17 protein-coding genes are annotated in these 26,510 nt (G+C 56.7%); 7 read left to right on the top strand and 10 right to left on the bottom strand.

Translation table 11 applies throughout. The annotated features are described in order from the left end of the window. Positions 1 to 91 precede the first annotated feature (91 nt). From RHM59_RS06395 to RHM59_RS06420, 6 genes are all read right to left on the bottom strand, one after another. Positions 92 to 1,558: an efflux transporter outer membrane subunit gene (locus tag RHM59_RS06395; RefSeq protein ID WP_322286219.1), complete on the bottom strand. Its 1,467-nt coding sequence runs from the start codon at positions 1,556 to 1,558 to the stop codon at positions 92 to 94. Beyond that, positions 1,555 to 4,662, bottom strand: coding sequence for an efflux RND transporter permease subunit (locus RHM59_RS06400; RefSeq protein ID WP_322286220.1), 3,108 nt, complete (start codon positions 4,660 to 4,662; stop codon positions 1,555 to 1,557). Before RHM59_RS06400 ends, RHM59_RS06395 begins: the two co-directional genes overlap by 4 nt. Beyond that, a complete protein-coding gene (locus tag RHM59_RS06405) occupies positions 4,659 to 7,769 on the bottom strand; it encodes an MdtB/MuxB family multidrug efflux RND transporter permease subunit (protein WP_322286221.1) in 3,111 nt (1,036 codons plus the stop codon). Before RHM59_RS06405 ends, RHM59_RS06400 begins: the two co-directional genes overlap by 4 nt. Next, a complete protein-coding gene (locus tag RHM59_RS06410; protein ID WP_322286222.1) occupies positions 7,766 to 9,106 on the bottom strand; it encodes an MdtA/MuxA family multidrug efflux RND transporter periplasmic adaptor subunit in 1,341 nt (446 codons plus the stop codon). The genes RHM59_RS06405 and RHM59_RS06410 overlap by 4 nt, the downstream gene beginning before the upstream one ends. Positions 9,107 to 9,280: 174 nt before the next feature. Next, positions 9,281 to 9,781 (bottom strand): thiol peroxidase, encoded by a 501-nt coding sequence (gene tpx / locus RHM59_RS06415; protein ID WP_322169369.1) that lies wholly within the window; start codon positions 9,779 to 9,781, stop codon positions 9,281 to 9,283. A gap of 65 nt (positions 9,782 to 9,846) precedes the next feature. Continuing rightward, positions 9,847 to 10,770 (bottom strand): LysR family transcriptional regulator, encoded by a 924-nt coding sequence (locus RHM59_RS06420; RefSeq protein ID WP_322286223.1) that lies wholly within the window; start codon positions 10,768 to 10,770, stop codon positions 9,847 to 9,849. Positions 10,771 to 10,902: 132 nt separating this feature from the next. Here RHM59_RS06420 and RHM59_RS06425 point away from each other — a divergent pair, with 132 nt between their 5' ends. After that, the gene (locus tag RHM59_RS06425) at positions 10,903 to 11,898 is read left to right on the top strand and encodes an aldo/keto reductase (protein WP_322286224.1); all 996 of its coding nucleotides are present in this window, start codon (positions 10,903 to 10,905) and stop codon (positions 11,896 to 11,898) included. A 169-nt stretch (positions 11,899 to 12,067) separates the two neighbouring features. Here the strand turns inward: RHM59_RS06425 and RHM59_RS06430 are convergent, their stop codons facing one another. The 3 genes from RHM59_RS06430 to RHM59_RS06440 form a co-directional block, all read right to left on the bottom strand. Then, complete coding sequence (locus RHM59_RS06430) at positions 12,068 to 15,760, bottom strand: translocation/assembly module TamB domain-containing protein (RefSeq protein WP_322286225.1); 3,693 nt, start codon at positions 15,758 to 15,760, stop codon at positions 12,068 to 12,070. Beyond that, entirely contained in the window at positions 15,757 to 17,505 is a 1,749-nt protein-coding gene (locus RHM59_RS06435; RefSeq protein WP_322169355.1) for an autotransporter assembly complex family protein, read from the bottom strand. Before RHM59_RS06435 ends, RHM59_RS06430 begins: the two co-directional genes overlap by 4 nt. 67 nt (positions 17,506 to 17,572) lie before the next feature. Beyond that, complete coding sequence (locus RHM59_RS06440) at positions 17,573 to 18,223, bottom strand: GNAT family N-acetyltransferase (RefSeq protein WP_322169352.1); 651 nt, start codon at positions 18,221 to 18,223, stop codon at positions 17,573 to 17,575. Between the two features lie 202 nt (positions 18,224 to 18,425). Here RHM59_RS06440 and xthA point away from each other — a divergent pair, with 202 nt between their 5' ends. Both xthA and RHM59_RS06450 read left to right on the top strand, forming a co-directional pair. Then, positions 18,426 to 19,238: an exodeoxyribonuclease III gene (gene xthA / locus RHM59_RS06445; protein WP_322169349.1), complete on the top strand. Its 813-nt coding sequence runs from the start codon at positions 18,426 to 18,428 to the stop codon at positions 19,236 to 19,238. 98 nt (positions 19,239 to 19,336) lie between these two features. Then, a complete protein-coding gene (locus tag RHM59_RS06450) occupies positions 19,337 to 20,710 on the top strand; it encodes a phosphate ABC transporter substrate-binding/OmpA family protein (RefSeq protein ID WP_322169346.1) in 1,374 nt (457 codons plus the stop codon). Between the two features lie 76 nt (positions 20,711 to 20,786). Here RHM59_RS06450 and RHM59_RS06455 read toward each other — a convergent pair whose 3' ends face one another. Then, positions 20,787 to 22,022 carry an acyl-CoA dehydrogenase gene (locus RHM59_RS06455; protein ID WP_322286226.1) on the bottom strand — a complete coding sequence of 412 codons (1,236 nt, stop codon included), beginning with the start codon at positions 22,020 to 22,022 and terminating at the stop codon, positions 20,787 to 20,789. A gap of 161 nt (positions 22,023 to 22,183) precedes the next feature. Between RHM59_RS06455 and RHM59_RS06460 the strand changes: the two genes are divergently transcribed. The 4 genes from RHM59_RS06460 (at position 22,184) to RHM59_RS06475 (ending at position 26,443) form a co-directional block, all read left to right on the top strand. Continuing rightward, positions 22,184 to 23,131, top strand: coding sequence for a LysR family transcriptional regulator (locus tag RHM59_RS06460; RefSeq protein WP_322286227.1), 948 nt, complete (start codon positions 22,184 to 22,186; stop codon positions 23,129 to 23,131). Between the two features lie 167 nt (positions 23,132 to 23,298). Next, entirely contained in the window at positions 23,299 to 23,688 is a 390-nt protein-coding gene (locus tag RHM59_RS06465; protein ID WP_322169336.1) for a MerR family DNA-binding transcriptional regulator, read from the top strand. A 39-nt stretch (positions 23,689 to 23,727) separates the two neighbouring features. Then, positions 23,728 to 24,627: a hydroxymethylglutaryl-CoA lyase gene (locus RHM59_RS06470; RefSeq protein ID WP_322286228.1), complete on the top strand. Its 900-nt coding sequence runs from the start codon at positions 23,728 to 23,730 to the stop codon at positions 24,625 to 24,627. Between the two features lie 652 nt (positions 24,628 to 25,279). Then, positions 25,280 to 26,443 (top strand): isovaleryl-CoA dehydrogenase, encoded by a 1,164-nt coding sequence (locus RHM59_RS06475; protein ID WP_322169331.1) that lies wholly within the window; start codon positions 25,280 to 25,282, stop codon positions 26,441 to 26,443. Positions 26,444 to 26,510: the final 67 nt, after the last annotated feature.

Genomic DNA, 26,510 nt, shown 5'->3' on the forward strand with positions numbered 1-26,510 from the left:
TACAAAAAGTCGCTGAATGTTTAGTGTTCTGAACCATCGACTTAAAAACATACGCCATTCGTAGGGGCTGTGTTCCTGGTCTCCCGAAGGGTTACTGGAGCGTCAACCCGCTTTCAGCATTCCAGCCACCGCCCAACGCCGCAATCAATTGAACACTGGCGATGAGTCGGCTTTGCAGCAGGGTCAGCACGCTTCTTTCATTACTCAACGCCGTGGTTTGCACGGTTACCACGTCGAGGTAAGCGATTAGCCCGGCTTTGTACTGGTTGTTGGTCAAGCGCAGTGATTCACGCGCAGCGTCCAACGCTTCAGCGCGCACCGCCGCCTCGTCTTGATAAACCTTGAGTTGAACCAGATAGTTCTCGACCTCTTGGAAACCGTTCAACACGGTCTGTCGGTATTGAGCCACGGTCTGATCGTAGACGGCCTCGGTGCGATCGACTTCAGCGGAGCGTTGTCCGCCATCAAATAACGTGGTCGCCAGTTGCGGCCCGACCGACCAGAAACGGTTTGGCAAACTGATCCAGTTGGTGAAGGTGGAGCTGCTGTAACCGCCGTTCATGCTCAAGCTCAGATCAGGGTAGTAGGCGGCTTTTGCCACACCAATGTTGGCGTTAGCGGCCATCACCGAGCGTTCCGCCGCTGCAATGTCCGGTCTGCGTTCAAGCAATTGCGAAGGAACTTCCAGAGGGATCTGCGGCAGCGCCGGAACCGTGGTGGTAGCGGCGAGGCTGAAATCGGCCGGGGCCTGGCCCATGAGTACTGCAATTGCATTCTCGAACTGCGCTCGCTGCCAAATCAGGTCGATCAAGTCGGCCTGGGTGCTTTTGAGTTGGGTCTGCGCCTGGGCCACCGCATCCTTTCCAGAGACACCGTGGCGGTATTGATTTTGGGTGGTGGTCAACGAGCGCTGGTACGCCTCGACAGTGGCGTCAAGCAAACGCTTCTGTTCATCGATGACCCGCAACTGCAGGTAATTCTGCACCAGTTCCGATTGCAGGCTCAGGCGCATTGAGGCCAGGTCAGCGAGGCTGGCCTGAGCGCTGGCTTTATCCGCTTCCATCCCGCGACGTAATTTGCCCCAAATGTCGGCTTCCCAACTGACGTTCAACTGAGCGTTGTAGGTGTCGCGGATACCGCTGCTCGAACTACTCAGGCTCGAACTGCTACTGCCGGTGCCCTGGCTGGAGCGGTTCTTACTGGTGGTCAGGTCGAGTGTCGGAAAAAAGGCTCCTCGCGCGCTACGGATCAATGCCTGGGCTTGTCGATATTGGGCATCATATTGAGCGACGGTCTGGTTAGAGCTGTTGAGTTTTTCCACCAAGCCGTTGAGTTGCGCATCGCCATAGAGCTCCCACCATGCGCCCCGGACCAACGCGTCGTTAGGCGTTGCCTGACGCCAGCCCGCAGCTTGCTTGAACTGGGCCGGGGTAGTTACGGACGGTTTTTTATAGTCCGGCCCGACCGCGCAAGCGCTTAACAACAGCACGCACAGGCCGGTGCCCAGCCAACGCACGAGACGCTGAAAAACGGAAGGGAGGTGCAGGCGATCGGTCATAACGGAGTTTCCAATGCGGCATCGGTGCGCACGCCACGCCATTTGTTGACACGATGGCGAAGGCGGTCGAGGTAAAGGTAAACCACCGGAGTGGTGTAGAGGGTCAGGATTTGACTGAAAATCAAACCGCCAATAATGGTCAGGCCCAGCGGATGGCGCATTTCTGCCCCTTCAGCGCTGCTCAGCAATAAAGGCACAGCACCCAAAATCGCCGCCAAGGTGGTCATCAGAATCGGTCGCAGCCGTTGCAAGCACGCGCTGCGGATCGAATCCATCGGGCTCATACCCAGCTCCCGCTCCAGTTGCAGCGCCAGGTCGATCATCAGAATGGCGTTTTTCTTCACCACGCCGATCAACAAAAACAGGCCCAGCAGCGAGATCAGGCTAAATTGCCCGCCCACCATGTAGATGGTGAGCAAGGCACCCACGCCTGCTGACGGCAAGGTTGAAAGAATGGTCAGCGGGTGAATGTAGCTTTCATAGAGAATGCCCAGCACCAGGTACACCACAACCAACGCGCCAAGAATCATGAACGGCTGAGTTTTCTGTGCGGCGGCAAAGGCGTCGGCGGTGCCAGCCATTTTTGCGATGACCTCAGTCGGCAAACCAACCTTGGCCACGGCCCGTTCCACCGCTGCCGAGGCTTGTTCAAGGGTGGCGCCTTCGGCCAGATCGAAAGATATGTCTTCGGAAGCGAACTGCCCGTCGTGGGTCACCCGGTCATCCGCAAGGCTGCGCTCGTAGTGAGCAATGCTCGACAACGGCACGCGGTCGCCGGCGGCGGTAATTACCTGCACCTGATCGAGGGTGATCGGGTCTTGGGCGTATTTCGGATTGACCTCCATAACCACTTCGTACTGGTTGAGGCTGTCGTAAATCGTAGAGATTTGCCGCTGGCTGTAGGCGTTATTCAACACCGCCGTCACCATGTTCATGTCAATGCCCAGGCGCTTGGCGGTATCGCGGTCAACCTGCAGCGTCACTTGTTGCGCGCCCCGGCCTTCGCGACCGTCAATCGCGGTGAGTTCCGGCACTGATTTGAGGGCTTCGAGCACTTTCGGGTACCACAAGCGCAAGCTGGCCAAGTCGCCGCTTTGCAGGATGTATTGATACTGCGAAGTGGTCTGCTCACGACCGCCACCAAACTGCAGGTCCTGATCAGCCTGAAGGAATAACCGTCCCCCAGGCACCAGCGGCATGTTCTTGCGCAAACGGTCGATGACCTTATCGGCGGCCAATTTGCGCTCAGCGAGCGGCTTGAGGCGCACGATAATCGTCGCGTTGCTGGTTCCGCCGTTACCGCCCACAAAGCCTGCCACACTATCGACGGCAGGATCAGCAAGCACCGCGCGCCGGAAAATTTCCATCTTGGGCTGCATCACTGCGAACGAAAGGCCGTCATCGCCCCGGATGAAACCAATCAACTGTCCGGTGTCCTGTTGGGGCATGAAGGTTTTAGGCACTACGATATACAGCGCGACGTTGACCCCAATGGTGACGAACAGGCTCAACAACGTCAGCCGAGGATGTCGCAACACCCAGCCAAGGGAGCGATCGTATCCAGCGATCAGTCGGTCGTTTAGCCCACGGCTCCAGCGTTGCAGGGCATTTTCTTTTGTCGGGTCGTGGGGCTTGAGCCAGCGTGCGCAGAGCATCGGGGTCAAGGTCAGGGAGACCACTAACGAAACGACGATGGACGCCGCCAAGGTAATGGAAAACTCGCGGAACAGGCTGGCAACGATCCCGCCCATGAACAAGATCGAGAGGAAAACCGCCACCAGTGACACGTTCATCGACAGCAACGTGAAACCAACTTCTTTGGCGCCGAGGTACGCGGCTTCCATCGGCGGCACGCCTTTGTCGATGTGCCGGGAGATGTTTTCCAACACCACGATGGCGTCGTCCACCACCAATCCGGTGGCCAAAATCAGTGCCATCAGCGACAAGTTATTCAGCGAGAAGCCATTCAAATACATGACGGCGAAGGTACCCACCAGCGATACCGGGACCGCCAGCGTCGGAATCAGCGATGCGCGGAAGTTTCCGAGAAAGAAGAACACCACCAGAATCACCAACACCACGGCAATCAGCAACGTGGTTTCGGCTTCATGCAGCGTCGCCTTGATCACTGGCGAACGGTCCATGGCCAGGTCCAGTTTGACGCTGGCCGGGAGCACCGCTTGCAGGGCCGGGAGCTGGGCCTTTATCTGCGCCACGGTTTCGATAATGTTGGCGCCCGCCTGACGGTTGATGACCAGCAATACAGCTTGTTTATCGTTGAAAAAACCGGCGTTGTAACGGTCTTCCACGGCGTCGGTGACTTTGGCCACATGGCTCAGGCGCAAGGCTGCGCCATTCTGGTAACGGATAATCAGCGGTGCGTAGTCCTTGGCTTTCTCTAACTGATCATTGGCCTGGATCTGCCAATGGTGGTTGGCGTCTTCCACCGACCCTTTGGGTTTACGGACGTTGGCGGCGGCAATAGTGGTGCGCACATCGTCCAGCGACACGCCATATTGACTGAGTAACTGCGGCTCCAGCTCGACCCTTACCGCTGGCAACGAACTGCCACCAATCTGCACCTCGCCAACGCCGCTCACTTGAGACAGGCTTTGGGAAAGAATGGTCGAGGCCAAATCGTACAACTCGCCCTTCGCCAATACGTCGGAGGTTAACGACAAGACCATGATTGGCGCTTGAGACGGGTTGACCTTTTTATAGGTCGGCATGCTGCGCATACCGCTGGGCAACAGATTGCGCGCCGCGTTGATCGCGGCCTGAACTTCCCGCGCTGCACCATTGATGTCGCGGTCCAAGTCGAACTGCAAAATCACTCGCGTGGAGCCCAGGCTTGAACGGCTGCTCATGGTAGCGATGCCGGAGATGGTGCCCAGCGAGCGTTCCAAAGGCGTGGCCACGGTGGAAGCCATCACTTCTGGACTGGCCCCGGCCAAGCTGGCCGAAACGACGATCACTGGGAAGTCCATGTTCGGCAGTGGCGACACTGGCAGCAGATTAAACGCAACGCTGCCCAGCAGGATGATCGCCAGGCTCAAGAGCATCGTCGCCACCGGTCGACGAATGAACGGCCCCGACAGGTTCATACTTGCGCCTGCTCCAAATCGGCTGCAGCGTCCGGTTTACGGCCCCAGCGTCGGCCTAACCGGTCGAAGTACAGGTAAATAACCGGGGTGGTGAACAACGTCAGGACCTGACTCACCATCAGTCCGCCGACCATCACCAGACCCAACGGCTGACGCAACTCCGCGCCCGAACCGCTGGCCAGCATCAACGGCACGGCACCGAACAACGCCGCCAATGTGGTCATTAAAATCGGTCGAAAACGCAGCAGCGCCGCTTCGTAGATCGCAGTCTCCGGGTCGACACCACGGTTACGTTCGGCGTCGAGTGCAAAGTCGATCATCATGATGGCGTTTTTCTTAACGATGCCAATCAACAGGATGATCCCGATAATCGCGATCATTCCCAGATCGTTGCCACTGATCAACAAGGCCAGCAATGCACCGACCGCCGCAGACGGCAAGGTCGAAAGAATGGTGATTGGGTGAATGTAACTTTCGTACAGCACGCCCAATACGATGTACATGGTCACCACCGCCGCCAATATCAGCAGCAAGGTGCTCGACAACGAGGCCTCGAACGCCTGAGCAGCGCCCTGGAATTCAGTCTGCACGCCAATCGGCATGCCGATGTCCTTCTGCACCTGATGAATCACTTCAACCGCTTTGCCCAGCGCAACGCCCGGTGCCAGGTTAAAGGACATCATGACGGCCGGAAACTGGCCTATGTGGGCGATCGCCAACTGCCCCTGACGCTGCTCAATCCGGGCCAGGCTCGACAGTTTGACCTGGGTTCCCGCCGTGGTTTTGACGTGAACCTGTTCCAGCGCCTGCGGGCCGAGGTCTACGCCCACTGCCGCTTGCATCACCACGCGGTATTGGCTGGCTTGGGTATAGATAGTGGAAATCTGCCGCTGACCGAACGCGTCGTACAGCGCATCGGTGATGTTCGCGACGCTGACCCCGACCCGACTGGCCGCATCGCGGTCGATGACCAGATAGACCTGCAACCCTTTGTCCTGCAAATCACTGGCGACGTCCTTCAGTTCCGGGCGCTGACCCAAGGCGTCCACCAGTTTGCCGCTCCACAGCGACAACAGCGCGGCATCGGGTGACGACATGCTGAATTGGTATTGCGTACGACTGACCCGATCTTCAACCGTCAGGTCTTGGACCGGTTGCAGGAACAACCGGATGTTCGAAATTTTTTCCAGCTCTGGCTGCAAGCGCTGAATAATCTGCGACGCGCTTAGACTGCGTTGGTCATGCGGCTTAAGGTTAATCAACATGCGCCCGCTGTTCAGCGTGGCGTTGTCGCCGTCGACCCCGATGTAGGACGAAAGGCTTTCTACCGCCGGATCCTGCAAAACGATTTTTGCCAGCGACTGCTGACGCTCGCTCATGGCCGCAAACGACACCGATTGCGGCGCTTCGGAGATACCTTGAATGACCCCAGTGTCCTGCACCGGGAAAAATCCTTTGGGCACGATTATGTACAAAAACACCGTCAGCCCTAACGTGGCGATGGCCACCAGCAAGGTCAGCGGTTGATGTTTCAATACCCAGCGCAACTTGCGCCCATACGCGGCGATCAGCCAGTCGATCCACGCACCGCTGGCACGGTAGAAACGGCTCTGCTCTTCTGGTTTTGGTTCGCGCTTTAGCAATCGAGCACACATCATCGGCGTCAGGGTCAGCGACACAAACAACGAAATCAGAATCGCAACGGCCAAGGTAATCGCGAATTCACGGAACAACCGCCCCACCACATCGGCCATGAACAGCAACGGGATTAATACCGCGATCAGCGAAATGGTCAGCGAAACCAAGGTAAAACCAATCTGCCGCGCACCTTTGAGGGCGGCTTGAAACGGCGTATCGCCCTCTTCAATGTGCCGCGAAATGTTTTCTAACATGACGATGGCGTCATCCACCACAAAGCCGGTGGCGATGGTCATGGCCATCAGCGTCAGGTTGTTGACCGAGAAGCCGGCGAGGTACATCACGCCAAAGGTGCCGACCAGCGACAACGGCACGGCAATCGACGGAATAATCGTGGCGCTGACCCTGCGCAAGAACAGGAACGTTACCAGCACCACAAGGATGATGGAGATCAGCAATTCATGCTGCACATCCCTGACCGAGGCGCGGATGGTCTGCGTGCGGTCGGTCAATACAATGACGTCCAGCCCGGCTGGCAAGTTATCGGTGATGCTTGGCAGCAGGGCCTTGATCCGGTCAACCACCTGAATCACATTGGCGCCGGGTTGGCGTTGAATGTTCAGCAGCACCGCTTGATTTTCGTTAGCCCAAGCAGCGAGTCGATTGTTTTCCGCGCCGTCGACAATCTCGGCCACGTCTTTGAGGCGTAAGGGTGCGCCATTTTTGTAAGCCAGAATCAGGTCGGCGTATTCCTGAGGGGACTGCAACTGGTCGTTGGCATCCAGGGTCGAGACCCGCGTCGGGCCGTCGAAGCTACCTTTAGGCTGGTTGACGTTAGATGCGGTGATCAGCGTGCGAACGTCGGCCAGATTCAAGCCATTGGCTGCCAGCGCGTCGGGATTCACCTTGATGCGAACCGCCTGACGTTGGCCGCCGGCGATGCTGACCAGACCCACACCACTGATCTGCGAGATTTTCTGCGCCATGCGCGTATTGACCAGATCGTTGAGCTTGGGCAACAGCATGGTTTTCGACGTAATGGCCAAGGTCAGCACTGGCGTGTCGGCCGGGTTGACCTTGTTGTAAACCGGCGGAGCGGGTAAATCGGTGGGCAGCAAGTTAGTCGCGCCGTTGATCGCGGCCTGTACTTCTTGCTCGGCGACGTCCATGTTCAGGTCGAGGCTGAACCGCAGGGTAATGACCGATGCGCCCCCCGAACTGGTGGAGGCCATTTGGGTAAGGCCGGGCATTTGCCCGAACTGGCGCTCCAGCGGTGCCGTGACGGAACTGGTCATGACTTCGGGGCTGGCGCCAGGGTAGAGCGTCAAAACCCGGATCGTCGGGTAATCCACTTGTGGCAGGGCCGACACCGGCAACAGGGTATAAGCGATCAAACCGGCCAACACGATAGCCAGCATACTCAATGTGGTCGCTACCGGGCGCAGGATGAACAGCCGTGAGATGCTCATACGCTGCCTTTGTCCGCCTTGCCAGCCTTGGCTGACTCACTGGAGTCTTGGGGCGGTTTGCCGCGTAGGTCCTGATCGGGCGTGACGGGCACGTCCTTGACGCCGTTCACAACTTCAACGTCGCTGCCATCGCGCAAGCGGTCAGTGCCTTCCAGCACCACGCGCTCGCCCACTGCCAAGCCGCTGGTGATGACCGTAGAAGATTCATCGCTGCCCCCGGCTACCAACTGACGAACCTTGACCTTCTTGTCGCCGTCCATCACGTAGACAAACGTGCCATTGGTTCCGAATTGAACCGCTGCTGAAGGCACCAGGACCGCCTGTTTAAGGGTGTCGGCACGCAAACGGACATTGACGAATTGGTTCGGAAACAGCACCTCATCCTGGTTTTCGAAGCGCGCCTTGAATTTCAGGGTGCCAGTGGTGACGTCAATCTGGTTGTCCAGGCTGGCCAAGACACCCGTGGCCTGGCGCTTCACGTCGCCGCGATCCCACGCTTCTACGGGCAGTTTGTCGCCGCTGTGATAGCGGCCGATGACTGCCGAAAGGTCTTTCTCAGGCAGGGTAAAAACAACCGTGATCGGTTTGGTTTGGGTGATGACCAGCAAGGCTGTGGTGTCGTTGGCGGCGACAAGGTTGCCGACGTCCAGTTGCTTCAACCCGACTCGGCCGTTAATCGGCGCCCGAATCTTGGTGAATTCAAGATTGAGTTTGGCGTCGCCCACCGCAGCCTGATTCGTCTTGATCGTGCCCACGTATTGATTGACCAGCGAAGCGGCGGTATCCAGTGTCTGTTTGGCGATGCTGTCTTCGGCGTACAGACCGCGATAGCGCTCCAGATCAACCTGGGCATTTTTCAACAACGCCTGATTGGTCAATAAGGTGCCTTGAGCCTGTTCCAACACGATTTGATAACTGCGCGGGTCTATTTCTGCCAACAAGTCGCCGGCCTTGACCATTTGCCCTTCTTGAAAGTTGATCTTGACCAACTCCCCTGCCACTCGGCTGCGCACGTTGATGGTGTTCATCGCCGTCACGGTACCCAATGCTTTATAGATAATCGGGAAGTCGCCAACGGTCGCTGCGGCCACTCGCACTGGAACCGGACCGGTTGACCCGCCAAAACCCGGCCTCGGCGCCCCACCCTTGGCCATCCCGCCGCCCCCGCCTTTTTGCCGGGTCGCAGCGGCAGTACCTTTATCGTCAGCAGCTATATTTCCAGCTCCTGGGTGCGACCCGGTAGACGGCCAAAACTTCCAGCACAAGCCGATAATGACCAACAGGACTAGCAGGCTAATCAGCCAACGACGGGAACTACGGGGGCCAGACGATTGCATGAATATCAACCATTGTGTGCGACGGCTTCATTGAGAGGCAGAACAATAAGCACTGTGGAATGAGAAGCAAAGGGCCTTTACCGGCTATTTACTTAGCGCTTACTTTCTATAAGGCCCTGAAGCACAAATAAAAACGGCCCGGACTAGTCCAGGCCGCTAATGTTTTACAACTTATTACTTTAGTACAGCCAGGGCAGCGTCGTAATCGGGCTCTTGGCCAATTTCCGGTACCAGCTCGCTGTGCAGTACTTTGTCGTTTTCGTCGAGTACAACCACCGCCCGTGCGGTCAGACCGGACAGAGGCCCCTCAACGATTGCAACACCGTAGTTTTCAATGAATTCACGGCCACGCATGGTCGACAGGTTCTGAACATTTTCCAGACCCTCAGCGCCGCAGAAACGGGCTTGAGCGAACGGCAGGTCAGCAGAAATACACAGTACGACGGCGTTGGTCAGGTCGTTGGCCTGAGCATTGAATTTGCGCACGGACGTGGCGCACGTCGGGGTGTCGATGCTTGGGAAAATATTCAGTATTTTGCGTTTTCCGGCAAAGGTTGCCAAGGTCACGTCAGTCAGGTTGCCCGCCACCAGCGTGAACGCAGGTGCTGCGCTTCCGACGGCTGGCAGATCGCCTTTGACTTGGATAGGGTTGCCTCTATGAGTCACTTGAGCCATGAACTGAGTCCTTTTTGAAGGGTTTTTGGAAGAGCCGGAAGTTAAACACGAAAGCGCTTAGCGACCTATGGGGTTGGCTGCTTTTTGTCTGACAGATTGTGCCAAGCGCAAAGCTCCACCAGCCAGTCAATAAACACTCGCACTCGACGTGACATCTGCCGATGCGGTGGGTACAAGGCCATCAATGTCATGGTGGGTGGCCGAAATTCGCTGAGCACCTCCAATAATGTCCCGCTACGCAGTTGCTCGACGATGTGATAGTGCGGTGTCTGCATCAAGCCATACCCGGCTTCGCAGGCAGCGAGGTAACCGTCCGCGCTGTTGATTGAAAGTGCCTTGGGCAGGCTTATCTCATGGACCTCATCGCCCAGTTGAAATTCCAATCCGTAGCGCTTGCCGGAATTAGCCGAAAAATACTCGATCACCTGGTGCCCTTGAAGGTCATCCAAGTTGCTTGGCATGCCCACCCGCTGCAAATACTCCCGGCTGGCGCACGTGACTTGGGGTATGTGGGCCAACAATCGAGCCACCAGCGAGTCATCCAGGGAGGGACCTATGCGCACCACGCAATCCACGCCCTCCCGAATCAGCTTGACCGGGCGGTCACTCATGCCGATTTCCAATTCAAGCAGCGGGTAGCGAGCACTGAATTCGGGCAACGCCGGAAGAATGATCAACCGCCCAAAACCTACTGGGATATCGATACGCAGCGTACCTTTTGGCTCGACACGATTGGAAGAAAATACCGCTTCAGTGTCTTCAAGGTCGGTTAGCAAGCTGACACAGCGTTGGTAATACGCCTCTCCGTCCAAGGTCGGTTTGACCTGACGCGTTGTCCGCTGCAACAGTTGAACGCCCAAATGCGCTTCCAGTTGCTTGACCAGAATCGTTGCCGAAGCACGGGGTATGTGCAGGCTGTCGGCTGCCTTGGCAAACCCGCCCAGCTCGACGATACGGGTGAACACCCGCATCGCGTTAAATCGGTCCATGGGCACGGCCTGATGAATGATGATGAAGTCACTGTTTAGATTTTCTAAACAGTGAAAGCATTTTTAGCCGGTTTACCCCTGTTCTGTCGAGGGTAACAATAGGAATCTCTTTATAACGAGCCGGAGTCATCTATGCACACTCGTCAACTCGGAACAAACGGCCCTCAGGTTTCAGCTATCGGTCTTGGCTGCATGGGCATGACCGATTTTTACACCACCGGCACCGATGCGAAGGAAGCGGTGGCAACCTTGCACCGCGCGCTGGAGTTGGGAGTCAATCTGCTGGACACCGCCGACATGTATGGCCCGTTCACCAACGAAGAGCTGATCGGCAAAGCCATTCGTGGCAAACGCGACCAGGTCTTCATCGCCAGCAAGTTCGGTTTTGTTCGCGATCTTGGCGACCCCACTGCACGAGGCGTGAATGGCAGCCCAGAGTACATCCGCAGCGCTATTGATGGCACGCTTAAGCGCCTGGGGGTTGAAACCCTAGATTTGTATTACCAGCATCGGATCGACCCGCAAATCTCGGTTGAAGAATCCGTTGGCGCTATGGCTGAGTTGGTCAAGGCGGGCAAAGTGCGTTTCCTGGGATTGAGCGAAGCCTCTGCCAGTACGTTGGAGCGCGCGCACAAAGTGCATCCGATCAGCGCGCTGCAGACTGAATATTCCCTGTGGAGCCGCGACCCTGAAGAAAACGGCAGCCTCCAAGCCTGCCGTCGTCTGGGCATCGCTTTTGTACCTTATAGTCCCTTGGGACGCGGATTTCTGACTGGCACCCTGAAAAGCCCGGATGATTTTGCTCCCGATGATTACCGGCGTTCCAGCCCGCGTTTCTTGGGCGAAAACTTTGGGAAAAATCTGCTGTTAGTCGAGGAAGTTCAGAAGCTGGCGTCGGACAAGGGCGTTACAGCCGGGCAACTGGCGTTGGCCTGGGTGCTGGCGCAGGGCAATGATGTGATCCCTATTCCGGGCACCAAACAACGCAAATACCTGGAAGAAAACGTTGCGGCGCTGGAAATCAAACTGAGTCCTGGCGAGCTGCAAGCGCTCAAGGATTTGTTCCCGGTCGAGGCCATCGCTGGCAAACGGTATACCGAGACGTCGTTGAAGCTGGTGAATCAGTAACCTCTGTAGCCAACTGGTTGGCGAAGGGCGTAATACGGTATTTCCGATATGACGCTTCCCGAATAACTTCGGTCCCACAGAGTTTGGCGCTGCACAGATTTGTAGGAGCTGCCGAAGGCTGCGATAGGGTCCGAAAGACCTTCGCCAACCAGTTCGCTCCTACAGATGATCAGAAATCCCGCTTGTAGAAGATATCCAGCGAGCTGGCAACGCCGCTGGCGGCTTCCAGGTACACCTTCTTGCTCAACGTATAGCGCAACGCAATGGTGTTCGCGGGATCAAATACACCTACCCCATAACGCAGGCTTATTTTATCGGTGATCTTTCCGCTGGCGACTACGCTGGTGGTTGTACCGCTGCCCGCCGTATCCAGTTCAAAATCCTTGATGCCCAGGTTTTTTGCCAACGCGCCGGTAGTGGACGAACTGCCCGCCAAACCCAACGCCAACGCTGCCTGGGCCATCATATTGCTGTCTTCTCCGGTGGTGGTCTGTGCGTGACCCAGAATCAGATAGGAAAGTGCCTGCTCCTGAGTCAGTGCCGGTTCTGAAAAGACCACGGTAGTGGGTTGTTCAGCACTGCCGGTCAGGCGAATGCCCGCCACCACGTCATCGACCTGACGGATCGCTTCGATATCCAGATACGGTTGGTCAATCGGTCCGGCAAACAACAATCGCGCCTTGCGGATAGTTAAACGCTGACCATACGCCCGATAACGGCCGTCGTTGAGGTTCAGTTCCCCGCGGGTGTCGAGGTTATCGCCAATATGGACATGCCCCGCCAAATTGGCAGTTAATCCAAAGCCGGTAAAGCTGAGTGTTTCCTGGCCCACGATAACGTCGATGTCCATGGCCATTGCCAACTGCTTCGATTGAGCGGAATCACCGGTTTGTTGGCCGATGATGACCGTGTCGCCTGACAGTTTGACCGTCGACGGCGGCAGCTCGCGGACGGTAATCGTGCCTTTGGGAATCAGCACTTTCCCGGAGATCGCCAGTTTGTCTCCCTTCATCGCAATGTGCAGGTCCGGCGCGACGTCGAGTTCGGCATAAGGTTCTACCGTGACGGGCAGGTGCGTGCCTTTGAGACTGATATCCACCGCCAGCGCCTCGCCCCACGCGACCTGACCATTCAAGGTGCCCCGCCCCGCATCGCCGCTGCTCCAACTGCCGTCCAGACGCACGCTTTCTCCGGCGATCAGCGCTTGCACTTTCAGGTCATGCACATTGAGTGGCAACTCTGGCCCGGAGGCCTCGCCACCGCTGAGCGTGACATTGCCGCTGACTTGGGGGGCCAGCAATCCACCGGACACACGCCCACTGCCATTAAGCCGACCCGTCAGCTTTTCGACCATGGGCACAAACGGTCGAGCGATTGAGATATCCAGACCACTGAGATTGAACTCGCCCGTCACAGGCCTGTTTTTTGCCAGCGGATCGATCTGTGCCGTCATCCACAATGTGCCCAGTTTGCCGCCACGAAAATCCAACCGTGAGTCGATACGCTTGGGGGTCAAAGTGCTGGTGAGCTTGAGGCTTTCATACGGAAAATCCAGCCATTGGTCTTTTTCGAGCAGGCGTAGCGTACCGCCGCTGGCGTCCACCGAAATCTGTCCATTGGGGCCGGACGCGGGTAGATCGAGCTGCAGGTCGGCGCTCAACGCGCCTTTCCAGGCAAAATCCTTGGGCAACCATTGCGCCAGGCTGTCGAGGGGGAATTGCCTGAGGTGATAGCGAAGGCGCGGCTCCGGCATCAACCGCTGATCTTCGCCACACAGGCTTGACGGCCCGGATAGCCAGCAGTGCGCACCGAAGTTGATTTTGCCGTCTGCCAGACGCTCAAGCTTAGCGGGCTGTTGCAAGCGCCAATCCTGGCCACCGGTTTGAACATCTCCACTGGCCAGGCGGCCGCGCCAGCTGCCTTTATCCAAAACGCCGTCAGCGCCCAGCGCCACTTTCAGCAAGGGGCCTTGCAGATCAAGCTTCATCTGTTGACGTTTGATATCGCCCTGTCCATTGGCGGTCAACGTGCCTAACTGCGTATCGCCTAATTGAATACCCGCAGCTTTCAGGTCCAGATTCCCGCGCTGGGCGTTGTCGAGCTTCGCCGTCAGGGTCAATGTTTGCAGCTGATTATCGGCCATCGCCAACTGCCCACCCTGCAGAATGAGCTGACCTTGCGGCGCTTGCACACTGCCCCCCACGTCCAGGCGGCCCTTCAGCTGCCCTTGCAATTGAGGCCAAAGCTGGGACAAACGCGGCAAATTAATGTCTAGCTGGCCGAGCAATTTCTGTTGCACGCTACCACTGCCGTGAATCCGGTTATCACCCAGGCGGACATCCAGCGCGCTGGCGGTCCATTTGTCACCTGCGCCGTCGGCTTTAGCCTGAAGCAGAGCCGGCTGCCCTCGTAGCTTACCTTTCAGGTCCAGGTCGGCATTCAGCGTCAATTGTTGGTTTTTGAACTCACCCTTGCTGCGCAACGACCCGGCCAGATTTCCCGGCAGTTGCGCCAGCCAATACGCGGGGTTGACTGCGCTTAAGTCCAGCGCCGTGTCCCAGCCAATACCGTCGGCAAATTGCAGATTCAAATGACCGCTCGCCTTGCCCTGACCGGCACCCAATTCAAGCTGCGGCAAAAATACCTGTTTGAGATCACCACTAAACGGGCTGTTCAGGGTGAAGGCCCCCGCCGGACCGTCGAACGCTGAATCGAAATTGCCAAGGTATTTGCCATCGCTGTAGGAAACTTCACCTCGAAAGGTACGCACCGACACTTGAGGCTCATCGATGGCGGGATAAAGTCGATGCCAGGGGAAACTCAGCCAATCAATTTTTGCGTCGGCGCTGAACCCTTGGCGCCAGTCTAATTTTCCGCTGAGCTTTAATGATTGTTCGGGGCTGACGGTCAAGTCGAGAGCGGCTATGTCAGCACCTTGAGCGTCGACACGACCTTGCAACCTCAACGCCACCGGGCCTTTTTCCGCAGGCAGGCTGGCGTCGCCAGTGACCTGATAACCGTTTTCCAGATCACCTTGGGCTGTCAGCACAAGCTTGTTGAGTTGCAGCGTGTCAGGCAGCTCGGCAGTCGCCTTGAAACTGTCAGCGGTGATCTTCACCTGCGCCGGCAAATTTTCCATTAACGGTTGCAGTTGACCGGTCAGGTGTCCTTGGAGATAGCCGGCGCTGTCAGCATTGAGCTGCAAGGTTTTCAACAGGTTGCCTTGAATATTCAGCGCCAAACTCCACGGCACGTTGCCTGGAGCAGGCAGCTTCAATTGACCTTGGGCAGTCAGTGGCCAGTCGCCGTTGGGTTGCAACACACCGGAAAGGTCCAGGACCAGATCGCCGTATTGCAGATGCGCGGTATTAATCTGCAAACCCTGGGATGTCCACTCAGCTCCCAGATGAAGGTCCTTCAATTGCTCGCTGCCGTTGTACAACAGACTGCCAACGCGCACTTCGCCTAAGCGAATCGCCACCGGTAGCTTCAACGTGGGCAGCGTTATCGGGCTGTTATTCAATTCTGACGCAGGTCCCGGCGGGAACCGCAAACTAACGCGATCGGCCTGCAATTGATCGACACACAAGGTCATCGTCAGCAGGCACGAGGGAGACCAGACAAACACCGGGGCGTCAACGTCGACCTGATTATCGCCTTGAACCCAGCGCAGTCGATCCGCTCGCCACTCTCCGGCCAATTGCCCGGTGAAGTTGTCGATTTGCAATCCTGGAACCTGCCCAAGCGCCCATCGACTGCCGGCCTCGGTACTGAGAATCGTGTACAGCCCAAGGACCAGGACAGCCAATAGCGCAAAAAAGGCGATCAGGCTGATGCTGGTAATCTTCGTCGCCCGCCTCACAGTTCAGGCCCCATGGAGAAATGCAAACGAATCCCGCCGTCTTCGTCCAAGGCATGGGCCACATCAAGGCGCAATGGCCCGACCGGCGATACCCAGCGAATGCCGATGCCGACACCGGTTTTCAGGCTGGGAAGTTGTAACGAGTTGAACGCATTGCCTTGATCGATAAAGGTCGCGATCCGCCACTTTTCAGCAATGGAATATTGGTATTCAACGCTGGCCGCTACCATGTACCGGCCGCCGACCCGATCACCATTGGAGTTGGTGGGCGAAAGGGTTTGATAGTCATAACCGCGCACGCTTTGATCGCCACCGGCGAAGAACCTCAATGACGGTGGAATCGATTTATAGCCGTTGGTGGCAGTTCCGCCGAGTTGGAGGCGGCCTAAAAAACGGTGATTTTGAAACACGGTGGTCAGGCCTTTAAGCAGAACGTTGCCATGCAGCAGGTTGGTGTCCGACCCCAACCCTTCTTTGGCCACTTGCGCGTCGAATTGCAGACGATAGCCATTGTGGGGATCAATCCGGTTGTCGCTGCGCAGAAATGAGTAGCTGACACCGGGCATCAACAACGTACTGAGGCCCGCGTCATCGCCCAACCGGTAATCCTCGCGTTGCCACTTCAATGACAGTACCCGTTCCCAACCGCTGGGCAATTTACTGTGCCATTCCGGCCCGACCGTGAGCAGTTTGCTGAGGCTGTCGCTGTCAGCGATCTCTTCGTACTGGTATCCGCCAGCGAAACGCAGCTTGTCGGTCAATGGCTTTTCCAGCGGAATGTCGTACCACAACCCGATGTTTTGCTTAGGTGCCGACAACTCCATGTCGGCACCGTAGCTGTCGCCCTGCGGGTTAACCCAATGCCGTGTCCAATTGGCCTTGCCGCGCACGCCGACGTCGGTGGAGTAACCGATGCCCAACCCCATCGTGCGCGGTTTGCGTGTCTCTAGCTGGACCGCTACGGGGATGACTTGGGCCACCGCAGACGTAGGCGCCACATCGACGCGGACAGTGTCGAAATAACCGCTGGATTGCAGATTCTGATTGAGTTCGGCGACCAGCTCAGAGTCATAAGGGGTGTCGGCTTTGAAAGGCACCATCCGTTGCATCAGGTCGTCGTCAAACGGCGCGTCGCCGGTGAAGCTGACCTTGCCCAAGGCGTAACGTGGGCCGCTTTCAAAGACCAGTTCGATATCGGCAACCCCCGCCTTTGGGTCAATGGCCAAGCGTTGTTGAGTAAAATGCCCGCTAAAAAATCCGAAGCGCGAAGCCTGATTTTGAATCAGCCGCTTGGCATCTTCGTAATGGCCGTGGTTGAGCACCGCACCGGGTTTCAGAACGTCGCTCGACGGAATGCGAAATTCCTTGAGCGTGGACGCCGGGCCGTCGACACGTACGGTGACCGTGCGCAAATGCACGGGTTCGCCAGGTTCGATGTTGATGATAAGCCGAAGGTCTTTGTCCTTTCCCGGCTCCACTTCGCTGCCGATGTGCGCTTGGTAGTAACCCAAGGCCTGCACCGCTTTCAGCGCCTGCTCTTCGGCACCCACGCTGAAACGCCGCAGCGCTTCTATATCATCGCGCTCGCCAAGGCTGCCCACATACCCTTCGATGTTGGCTTTAAGTTCGGCGTTGGAGGGTTTGATCCTGACATCCAATTGTGTTTGGGCAAGGGCCGCAAAACTGCTGAGCTGTACAGTGAACAACAGAATCAAACCGCGGGTAAATCTTCCGTGAAATTTCATAGGCGCGAATGCTATCACGAGCTGCGGATGCCACTAGAACGTACCAAACCCAAGAAGTTTCAAGCTGTTACGCCTGGGCTTTGAGCAAAGCCTGTGGATTAGGGTGAAAAAACACATGCTCGCGGATGGGTCCTACGGCGATCTCTCCAATTTCCTCATAACCCTGTCGCTTGTAAAACTCTAAGTAACGGGGATTTCCGGTGTCGAGAACGACCCCTTCCGACGTTTCATCCACGGCACACCATCGATGCAGGGCTTCAAGCAGTTGTTCGCCGAAATGCCGGCCTTGAAATTGAGGGTGAATGCCGAGCAGCGGCAAGACGTGCACTGCGTCTGACGGCAAGCACGCCAGCACCGCCTGGTGATACGCCAAATAACGCTGAGTGCAGCGAAATCCGGTACTGAGCACCATGCGCAGGCGCCAGGCCCAGCTCTCGGTAATACCCAAACGCCGTTGAGGCGGTGCAATCAAGGCGATGCCAATCAGCCGATCCTCGACAAACAATCCCAGCGCGGGCAACTCCTGGAAAAAATGCTGTTTGACCAATTCCCTCACGGTGGCCCGCACTCGGTGCTCATAGCCCGGCCGTTCAGATTCGAACAGATAACCAAAGCTCGGTTCGTGACGGTAGGCGTGGTAAAGCAGCGAGCGCGCTTCCCGTGAATAACCGCTGTCCAGCGAACGGACTTCAGCCACAGCCGTTGAAGTGTCAGGCATTTAATAAACCTCATAGATACAGCGCCCCTCGACCGGCAGCGTTTTGTGATGCGAAGGCTTCGAGTCAGCGTCGGGGCAGTGGTTCCTGCAATCCTTTCATTCCCTTATCCGACCCTAGCAGTCGATCGAGCAATCCGCCACGCTGGCCGAGAGCCGACAGGTCAGCTAGCATCGCTTTTTAGTTTTGCCAGGATCGCCGCCCATGAAAATCGTCTCATTCAATATCAACGGCCTGCGCGCCAGACCTCATCAGTTGGCGGCACTGATTGAAAAACATCAGCCAGACGTCATCGGTTTGCAGGAAACCAAAGTGTCTGATGAACAGTTCCCCCACGCCGAGATCGAGGCGTTGGGCTATCACGTGCACTTCCATGGCCAGAAAGGTCATTACGGTGTCGCATTGCTCTCACGCCAAGCGCCGCTGACCCTGCACAAGGGCTTCCATTCCGACGACGAAGAAGCTCAGAAACGCTTCATCTGGGGCACCTTCGCCGATGCCAACGGTGAGCCAATGACGATCATGAATGGCTACTTCCCACAAGGTGAAAGCCGCGATCACCCGACCAAATTCCCGGCAAAGGCCCGCTTCTACAACGACCTGCAGTTGCTGCTGGAAACTCAATTTAAAAATCATCAGCCGGTCGTCGTGATGGGCGATATCAATATCTCACCGCAAGACAGTGACATCGGTATCGGTGCGGACAACGCCAAGCGGTGGCTGAAAACTGGCAAGTGCAGCTTCTTGCCAGAAGAGCGGGAATGGTTGGCGCGGCTGAAGAGCTGGGGACTGGTGGACAGCTTTCGTCACTTGCACCCGGACGTAATAGACCGCTTCAGCTGGTTCGACTACCGCAGCCGTGGTTTTGAAGACGTACCGAAACGCGGCCTGCGCATTGATCTGATCATGACGTCCCACGGGTTGCAGCCACGCATCAAGGACGCGGGCGTTGATTACGACCTGCGCGCAATGGAAAAGCCATCAGACCATGCACCTATCTGGCTGGAATTGAATTAAGCACACAGGGAAATATGACAGCGCAGCCGCACTGTCATATTTCAGCAATCATCCTGACTTAATCTGCCGACACTTTCTGTCTATATAAGGTGCCGCGCATGCTGTGCGCTCTGTTCACCGGTCAATCCCGCCAACGCGCTGCAGGGTTATTTTTTGGGCTGCTGTGCAGCGCCCTGCCCGCTTCGGTTTTCGCTGCACTGCTTGTGCCTGCCGATGGCGGGGCCGCTTTGCGTATTCAAGGCTCGAACACCATTGGCGCTACATTGGGCCCGGCATTGGTCGAAGGTCTTTTACAAGCGCAAGGCATGCAGGAGGTGCGAATCGAGCCCGGCGCCCACGAAAACGAACAGCGGGTGACGGCTGTAACTGCCGATGGTCATCGGGTATTGATTGAGGTCGCCGCCCATGGTTCCGGCACCGGCTTTAGCGCGTTGAAGGCAGGAACTGCGGATCTGGCCGCGTCATCGCGCCCCATTAAAGAAACCGAACTGAACGATTTGGCAGCTCTAGGCGATCTGAAAAGTTCAAACGCTGAACAGGTTATCGCCATCGACGGTGTGGCCGTCATCCTGCACCCCGGTAATCCACTGCATCAGTTGAACACTGAACAACTGGCGCGGATTTTTTCGGGCGAGGTTCACCGCTGGGAAGAGTTGGGCGGTACGGGCGGCGCAATCCACCTGTATGCCCGCGATGACCAATCCGGCACCTTCGACACGTTCAACGAGTTGGTGTTGGTCAAGAACGGTAAAACCTTGGCACCCAGCGCCAAGCGCTTCGAATCCAGCGAGCAATTGTCTGATGAAGTCAGCCAGGATCGGGGCGGCATCGGCTTTATTGGTCTGCCCTACGTCCGCAAGGCCCAGGCAGTGGCGATTGTTGACGGCAACTCGAAACCGATGCTGCCGACCAACAGCCTGATCGCGACCGAAGACTACCCACTGTCGCGACGCCTTTATTTCTACCTGCCCCCCCTAAGCAACCAACCCTGGGCTAAAGCGCTGGTGCAATTTGCGCAGAGTGCCAAAGGTCAGGCGATTGTTGCCAATAGCGGCTTCATTTCTCAGACGGTGCAGGCGGTGAAGGTGCAGGTCTCTGCCGAAATGCCGGCCGACTACCAGGCCATCGTCAGACAAGCACAACGCTTGTCGGTGAACTTTCGCTTTGCCCAAGGCAGCGCAATCCTCGACAACAAGGCACAGCGTGATTTGAGGCGAGTGCTGGTGTATTTGAAAGCCCACAACAAACTGAACGACGAGGTGACACTGGTGGGGTTTGGTGATCCCAAGAGCGACTCGGCCCGCGCCGCATTACTGTCCAAACTGCGCGCCATGGCGGTACGCCGGGAGTTGGTCAAGAATGGGGTTAATTTCCGCGACATCCGAGGGTTCGGAGACGAAATGCCCGTAGCGGCGAACAATGCCGACGAGGGCCGGATCAAGAACCGTAGGGTTGAAGTTTGGGTGTATTAAGTCCTTTGGTGGGCGGGCGCACCGTAAACACAATCCCTGTAGAGCCAACACGTTGGCCCTACAGTTGGTGTGAACCTTATCCCTGACGTTCGCTGCGCAACATCTCCTTGGGCACGTATTTGCCAATCTCGAACTTGCCAATGGCTGCGCGGTGAACTTCGTCCGGGCCGTCGGCCAAGCGCAGGGTGCGTTGCATGGCGTACATGTAGGCCAGTGGGAAATCGTTGGAAACCCCCGCGCCACCGTGGATTTGAATCGCGCGATCAATCACCCGCAGCGCGACGTTGGGCGCCACGACTTTGATCTGGGCAATTTCACTTTTCGCCACCTTGTTGCCGACGGTGTCCATCATGTACGCGGCCTTTAGGGTCAGCAGCCGTGCCATGTCGATTTCCATTCGCGAGTCGGCGATAAGGTCGATGTTGCCACCCAGCCGCGCTAAAGGCTTACCAAAGGCCGTTCGGCTGATCGCGCGCTTGCACATCAACTCCAACGCCCGCTCCGCCATGCCGATGGAGCGCATGCAGTGGTGAATACGGCCAGGGCCGAGTCGACCTTGAGCAATCTCAAAACCGCGACCTTCACCCAGCAACACATTCTCGTAAGGCACTCGCACGTTTTCGAACAGCACTTCGGCGTGGCCATGGGGTGCGTCGTCATAACCGAATACCGGCAACGAACGAACGATGGTCACGCCTGGCGCATCGGTAGGCACTAGAATCATCGAGTGTTGCTGATGACGTGGGCCATCGGGATTGCTTAAGCCCATGAACACCATGATTTTGCAGCGCGGGTCGCATGCACCCGACGTCCACCATTTACGGCCGTTGATCACCCACTCGTCACCGACCCGCTCGGCACGGGCGGTCATGTTGGTGGCGTCCGAAGACGCTACATCTGGTTCGGTCATGGCGAAGGCTGAACGAATTTCGCCACGCAACAGCGGCTCTAGCCACTGCACTTTCTGTGCTTCGTTGGCGTAGCGCACCAGCACCTCCATGTTGCCGGTGTCCGGTGCCGAGCAGTTGAACGGCTCAGGTCCGAGCAACGAGCGGCCCATGATTTCCGCAAGCGGTGCATATTCCAGATTGGTCAGGCCGGCACCCCGCTCCGATTCAGGCAAGAACAAATTCCACAGGCCTTCAGCTTTAGCCTTGAGCTTGAGTTCTTCCATGATTGCAGTGGGCTGCCAACGATCACCCTCGCAGACCTGACGTTCAAAGACAGGTTCTGCCGGGTAGACATAAGCTTCCATGAACGCGGTCACACGCTCACGCAGCGCCTGAACTTTAGGGGAATAAGCGAAATCCATGGGCAACTACCTTGTGAAATGAGGTGGGTGAGGACATGAATCCGATGCTAGATCAGCAATGAACATTTATCTAACCTATTCTCAGCGTGTATAAACATTCATAACCGATATATGATCGAGCTTCGCAAGTCACAACAAAAACAACATGAGAGTGCAATGGAATGAATCTGAGCAAAGTCGACCTCAATCTCTTTATTGTGTTTGATGCCATCTATACCGAAGCAAATCTGACTCGCGCAGGGCAAATCGTCGGCATAACCCAGCCGGCAGTGTCGAACGCATTGGCTCGTTTGCGCGAGACCTTCAACGATCCATTGTTCGTGCGGACCGCCCAGGGCATGGTCCCTACGCCGATGGCCCAGAACATCATCGGCCCGGTTCGCAATGCGTTATCGCTGCTGCGGGTTTCGGTGCAGGAAAGCAGGATTTTCAATCCGCTACAGGCCAATAAGACCTATCGCATCAGCATGACGGACCTGACCGAAGCCGTAATTCTGCCCGCACTGTTTCAGCGTCTGCGGCGGTTGGCGCCGGCCGTGATCATCGAAAGCTTCTTGTCCAAGCGCCGGGAAACGACCAAAGAACTGGCGGCGGGACGCCTGGACTTCGCGGTCGATGCGCCGCTCAATACCGACCCTCAAGTGCGTCACGTCAAGCTGATGGAAGACAAGTACGTGTGCGCCATGCGCAAAGGCCATCCGATGGCGACCAAAGAGAAATTTGCCCTCGACGACTACTTGTCCCTGACCCACATCCACATCTCCAGCCGCCGCAGTGGTTTAGGTCATGTTGACTTGGCTTTGGGCAAAATGGGTATTCAACGCAAGATCGCCCTGCGCTCGCAGCATTACCTGATGGCATCGCAAGTGCTGCAACAAACCGACATGGTGATGACCGTCCCGGAACGCTTCGCTCGACGTCATGAACTCCACTATTTCAACTTGCCGGTCAACGATGTGCCGCAGGTGGAAACTCACCTTTATTGGCACGAAAGCACCGATCAAGACCCAGCCAACCGCTGGATGCGTGAGCAAATGATTGAGCTGTGCCAGCAAGTGACGGCACAAGATAAAAAACTCGACAAAGCATTAGATATCTCTAATAAATAACTGATAAATATAGCTATATATCCGTTAGTTAATGTGAATTCTAGATTAGATAATTGCTCTGAATTAGTCACTCCTGAGCAGTTGAAAAAAAAGAACGCATGGCGCGCTGCTTGACGTATACGTCAAGCTCGCCGTAGGTTAACCCCACGTTAACCCCGAGCGACTCCATGAGCAGCCAGACTTACAGCATCTCCGACCTCGCCCGCGAGCTCGACATCACCACCCGTGCTATTCGTTTCTACGAAGAACAAGGTCTGCTCGCCCCCGAGCGACGCGGCCTTGAGCGGGTGTACTCGACCCGCGACAAAGTCAGCCTGAAACTCATCCTGCGCGGCAAACGTATTGGCTTTTCCTTGGCCGAATGCCGCGAATTAATCGAGCTGTACGACCCGCGTGGAGACAATCAAAAGCAACTCAACACCATGCTTGGCAAGATCGGGGAGCGCCGTAATCAGCTGGAACAGCAGTTACTGGATATTCAGCAAATGCAGCTGGAATTGGACACTGCCGAAGAACGCTGCTTGTCTGCACTTGAACGTTCTATTGAAAAATCATGATGTTACTGAGTGAATCTCAAATAATTATAAGGTGATGCCATGCCCTTACCTCAACGTGTACGCCTGGTAGAAGTTGGCCCCCGCGACGGCTTGCAGAACGAAGCGCAGCCGGTGAGCGTGGCCGACAAAGTACGTTTGGTCGACGACCTCACCGCTGCGGGCTTGAGTTACATCGAAGTCGGCAGTTTCGTCTCGCCCAAATGGGTGCCGCAGATGGCCGGCTCCGCTGACGTTTTCGCTCAAATCCAACGCAAGGAAGAAGTGACCTACGCCGCGTTGGCGCCGAACCTGAGAGGCTTCGAAGACGCTTTGGCTGCCGGCGTAACTGAAATCGCGATTTTCGCCGCCGCGTCCGAGACCTTCTCACAGCGCAATATCAACTGCTCGATCAGCGAAAGTCTGGAGCGATTTGCCCCGATCATGGAAGCCGCACGCTTGCATGGGATGCAAGTGCGTGGCTACGTGTCGTGCGTGCTGGGCTGTCCCTACGAGGGCCAGGTGACCCCGGAACAAGTGGCGTCGGTCGCCAATGAGCTGTTCGCCATGGGTTGCTACGAAATTTCGCTGGGCGACACCATCGGCACCGGCACGCCGGGCGCCACCCGCACGCTATTCGACACCGTTGCCGGGAAAATCCCCAGGGGCAAGTTGGCCGGGCATTTCCACGATACCTATGGGCAGGCGCTGGCCAATATCTACGCCAGCCTGCTGGAAGGCATTCAGGTGTTTGACAGCTCCATCGCCGGGCTGGGCGGCTGCCCTTATGCCAAGGGCGCCAGCGGCAACGTTGCGACCGAAGATGTGCTGTACATGCTCAACGGCTTGGACATCGAGACCGGGGTTGATCTCGACCTGTTGATCGGTGCCGGCCAACGGATCTGTGACGTGCTTGGACGCCCTAGCGGCTCAAGGGTGGCCAAGGCGCGATTGGCGAGCTGAGTGTTACCGTAACGATGGGCGGTCGTCGTAAACGGGTAACACGGAAACAATTCCTCGATATTCTGACGGGCCTGAATAGTCGTATTTTATTTAACCAATTGTTTTTTATAGCTTTTATAAAAGCTGGCACGGCATCTGCTATATCTCTTGTACAACAAGAATAAGAAACGAAGCAGTAACCCAATAAAAACAATACGTATCGGCTCTGACATAACAAGAACAACACGGACAGAGACGCAGCTAACAGATCTTTTTGGAGTGGATGGCTTTTCAGGGATTTAGGTCCCGCAACCGGACAGAGAATAATAAAACTACCTCAGGTAGCTCCAGCACTGGTTGGATCGATATTGATAAAAGCAGTATCAGCGCTCAAAAAAATACGTTTGCTCTTGATCCTGAATGGGGATCGATTAAAAAGCAGTGAAAGGGACTGGTCGCCAAAAACAAAAACAGGCCACCCTCGAATAATAAAAAGAGCATACAAAAAAACTTGAAGGGGAGCCTAGGCTCCCCTTCGTGCTGTCTGGCCTATGATGCCCCTGCGCTAAAAATCTCCTCCCCCCACTCTCTCGTTGACACACAAACACCCGTAGGTTTACGTTAACGTAAAGGTGAACACCGAACTTCAAACAATAATAGAAAAGGCACATACATGAGCTACCCGAGCCTAAACTTCGCCCTCGGCGAAACCATCGACATGTTACGCGACCAAGTTCAATCCTTCGTCGCCGCAGAAATTTCTCCCCGCGCCGCGCAGATTGACCGGGACAACCTGTTCCCGGCTGACCTGTGGCGCAAGTTTGGTGACATGGGTCTGCTGGGCATCACCGTCGACGAAGAGTACGGTGGCGCGGGCATGGGTTACTTGGCGCACGTGGTAGCAATGGAAGAAATCAGCCGTGGTTCGGCGTCGGTCGCCCTTTCCTACGGTGCACATTCAAACCTGTGCGTGAACCAGATCAACCGCAACGGCAGCCCCGCGCAGAAAGCCAAGTACTTGCCCAAGCTGATCAGTGGCGAGCATGTCGGGGCGCTGGCCATGAGCGAACCGAATGCCGGTTCCGACGTGGTGTCGATGAAGCTTCGCGCCGACAAACGCGGCGATTGCTACGTGCTTAACGGCAGCAAGACCTGGATCACCAACGGTCCGGACGCTAACACCTACGTGATTTACGCCAAGACCGACCTGGAAAAAGGCGCTCACGGTATCAGCGCGTTCATTGTCGAGCGCGACTGGAAAGGTTTTTCCCGCAGCCCCAAGTTCGACAAGCTCGGCATGCGCGGCTCCAATACCTGCGAGCTGTTCTTCGATGACGTCGAAGTGCCAGAAGAAAACCTGCTCGGCGTGCTCAACAGCGGCGTCAAGGTGCTGATGAGCGGCCTCGATTACGAACGCGTCGTACTCTCGGGCGGCCCGACCGGGATCATGCAAGCCTGCATGGACGTGGTGGTGCCTTACATCCACGACCGCAAGCAGTTCGGCCAAAGCATTGGCGAGTTCCAGTTGATTCAAGGCAAAGTCGCCGACATGTACACCCAACTCAACGCCAGCCGTGCCTACCTGTACGCCGTGGCCCAGGCCTGCGAACGCGGCGAAACCACCCGTAAAGACGCCGCCGGGGTGATTTTGTACAGCGCCGAACGCGCCACGCAAATGGCCCTGGACGCGATCCAGATTCTGGGCGGAAACGGCTACATCAATGAATTCCCGGCCGGTCGGCTGCTGCGTGACGCCAAGCTGTACGAAATCGGCGCCGGCACCAGTGAGATTCGCCGCATGTTGATCGGTCGCGAACTGTTCAACGAGACAAAATAAGCACCCTCCCCTGTAGGAGCCAACGTGTTGGCGAGCTTGGCGACCCGATGTGCCAGGTGCGCCGCCT

The organism is Pseudomonas sp. MH10 (genome assembly GCF_034353045.1).
GTDB lineage: Bacteria > Pseudomonadota > Gammaproteobacteria > Pseudomonadales > Pseudomonadaceae > Aquipseudomonas.

What these genes read in the sequence shown, in the direction of transcription:
- tpx (WP_322169369.1), bottom strand. Translation starts at nt 9,781, where the DNA reads ATGGCTCAAGTGACTCATAGAGGCAACCCTATCCAAGTCAAAGGCGAT.
- RHM59_RS06425 (WP_322286224.1), top strand. Translation starts at nt 10,903, where the DNA reads ATGCACACTCGTCAACTCGGAACAAACGGCCCTCAGGTTTCAGCTATC.
- RHM59_RS06395 (WP_322286219.1), bottom strand. Translation starts at nt 1,558, where the DNA reads ATGACCGATCGCCTGCACCTCCCTTCCGTTTTTCAGCGTCTCGTGCGT.
- RHM59_RS06410 (WP_322286222.1), bottom strand. Translation starts at nt 9,106, where the DNA reads ATGCAATCGTCTGGCCCCCGTAGTTCCCGTCGTTGGCTGATTAGCCTG.
- RHM59_RS06405 (WP_322286221.1), bottom strand. Translation starts at nt 7,769, where the DNA reads ATGAGCATCTCACGGCTGTTCATCCTGCGCCCGGTAGCGACCACATTG.
- RHM59_RS06435 (WP_322169355.1), bottom strand. Translation starts at nt 17,505, where the DNA reads ATGAAATTTCACGGAAGATTTACCCGCGGTTTGATTCTGTTGTTCACT.
- RHM59_RS06400 (WP_322286220.1), bottom strand. Translation starts at nt 4,662, where the DNA reads ATGAACCTGTCGGGGCCGTTCATTCGTCGACCGGTGGCGACGATGCTC.
- RHM59_RS06450 (WP_322169346.1), top strand. Translation starts at nt 19,337, where the DNA reads ATGCTGTGCGCTCTGTTCACCGGTCAATCCCGCCAACGCGCTGCAGGG.
- RHM59_RS06440 (WP_322169352.1), bottom strand. Translation starts at nt 18,223, where the DNA reads ATGCCTGACACTTCAACGGCTGTGGCTGAAGTCCGTTCGCTGGACAGC.
- RHM59_RS06455 (WP_322286226.1), bottom strand. Translation starts at nt 22,022, where the DNA reads ATGGATTTCGCTTATTCCCCTAAAGTTCAGGCGCTGCGTGAGCGTGTG.
- RHM59_RS06420 (WP_322286223.1), bottom strand. Translation starts at nt 10,770, where the DNA reads ATGGACCGATTTAACGCGATGCGGGTGTTCACCCGTATCGTCGAGCTG.
- RHM59_RS06470 (WP_322286228.1), top strand. Translation starts at nt 23,728, where the DNA reads ATGCCCTTACCTCAACGTGTACGCCTGGTAGAAGTTGGCCCCCGCGAC.
- RHM59_RS06475 (WP_322169331.1), top strand. Translation starts at nt 25,280, where the DNA reads ATGAGCTACCCGAGCCTAAACTTCGCCCTCGGCGAAACCATCGACATG.
- RHM59_RS06460 (WP_322286227.1), top strand. Translation starts at nt 22,184, where the DNA reads ATGAATCTGAGCAAAGTCGACCTCAATCTCTTTATTGTGTTTGATGCC.
- xthA (WP_322169349.1), top strand. Translation starts at nt 18,426, where the DNA reads ATGAAAATCGTCTCATTCAATATCAACGGCCTGCGCGCCAGACCTCAT.
- RHM59_RS06465 (WP_322169336.1), top strand. Translation starts at nt 23,299, where the DNA reads ATGAGCAGCCAGACTTACAGCATCTCCGACCTCGCCCGCGAGCTCGAC.